Genomic DNA, 1,820 nt, shown 5'->3' with positions numbered 1-1,820 from the left:
CCATCGTCGAAAGTAGCTGGAACGTCATCGTTCATTGGCACACGGCTGTCGCCTTCAGTAAATTCAGGCTTACCTGTTTGGGTTTGACCTTGTTTACCTGTTGTTTCAACTGGTGTCGCTGTCGGTGTTACAGGAGTTACTGTTGGGGTGTACTTAGCTGTAGCTGGTGTACCATTCTTATCTACACGTTTAACGGTTACACCTGTACCTTCTCCTGTGAATGATTTTTCTGGGACGAAGGTTACTGTGCCATCAGGAGCTACAGTGTAAGCACCTTCTCCTAGAATAACTTTAGTTGTTGAGCCATCTTCAAAGGTTGCTGGTACATCATCATCCATTGGGATTGCAGGGTTACCAGGTGTGAAGCTTGGTGTACCTGTTTGAGTTTGACCTTGGATGTCTGTAGATGTTGCAGGATCAGCAGTTGGGACAACTGGAGTGATCTTCGGTGTGTAAGTTGTTTCTACTCTTGTACCATTTGTATCAGCTGCTTGAACCTTAACTGGAACCACATCACCTGAATAAGATTTGTCTGTTGGTGTGAAGGTCACAACACCTGTTTCTTTATCAACGGTGAAGGTACCGATCACGTCACCTGCTGGTGATTTCGCATCTACTGATGCTGCTGGCTGACCATTTTCATCAAGAAGAGTAATGGTATCCTTATCAATTGGTGCAACTGGGTCACCTTCAGTGAAGGTTACTGTTCCAGTTTGAACCACACCTTGAGGTGCTTCAGATTCAGCAGGAGTTGCTGTTGGAGTTACTGGTGTCACAGTTGGTGTGTACTTAGCAGTAACTGGAGTACCGTTCTTATCGACACGTTTAACCGTTACGCCTGTACCTTCTCCAGTGAATGATTTTTCTGGAACAAATGTTACGGTTCCGTCTGGAGCAACTGTGTAAGTTCCTTCACCAGGAACGGTCTTCGTAGTTGAGCCATCTTCAAATGTTGCAGGCGTATCATCATCCATTGGAACATTTGGATTACCTGGTGTGAAGGTTGGTGTACCTGTTTGCGTTTGACCTTGTTTGTCAGTGGATGTTGTATCTTCTGCTGTTGGTGTAACTGGTGTTACGGTTGGTGTATAAGTTGCAGAAGCTTTTGTTCCGTTCTTATCTTCACGAACTACTGTTACAGCTGGTGCAGTACCGACGAATGATTTTTCTGGTACGAAGGTTACTGTTCCATCTGCTGCTACTGTGTAAGTACCAACACCGTCTACAGTCTTAGTCGTTGAGCCATCGTCAAACGTTGCTGGAACATCATCGTTCATTGGCACACGGCTATCGCCTTCAGTAAATACAGGTTTACCAGTTTGTGTAGCACCTTGGATATCTGTAGTTTCAACTGGTGTTGCAGTTGGAGTTACTGGTGTCACAGTTGGTGTGTACTTCGCTGTGATTTCAGTACCATTCTTATCCACGCGTTTCACTGTTACACCTGAAGCAGTTCCAGTGAATGATTTTTCAGGAACGAAGGTTACTGTTCCGTCAGTTGCTACTGTGTAAGTTCCTTCACCATCGACAGTCTTCGTAGTTGAGCCATCTTCGAAGGTAGCTGGAGTATCTTCATCGATTGGAACATTTGGATTTCCTTCGGTGAAGGTTGGTTTACCTGTTTGAGTGGCACCTTGGATATCTGTCGTTGTTGCATCTTCAGAAGTTGGTACAACTGGAGTGATCTTAGGTGTGTAAGTTGTTTCAGCAACTGTTCCGTTTGTATCTTTACCTTGAACCTTAACTGGAACCACATCACCTGAGTAAGATTTATCCGTTGGGGTGAAGGTCACAACACCTGTTTCTTTATCAACAGTGAA

1 pseudogene is annotated in these 1,820 nt (G+C 44.7%); it reads right to left on the bottom strand.

Annotated elements, in window-relative coordinates:
* Positions 1-1,820 (bottom strand): annotated as a pseudogene (locus ACYVQ1_RS10190) (CshA family fibrillar surface protein C); the annotation flags it as partial.

The organism is Streptococcus parasalivarius, from assembly GCF_054785155.1.
This window is presented reverse-complemented; position numbering and strand designations above follow the sequence as displayed.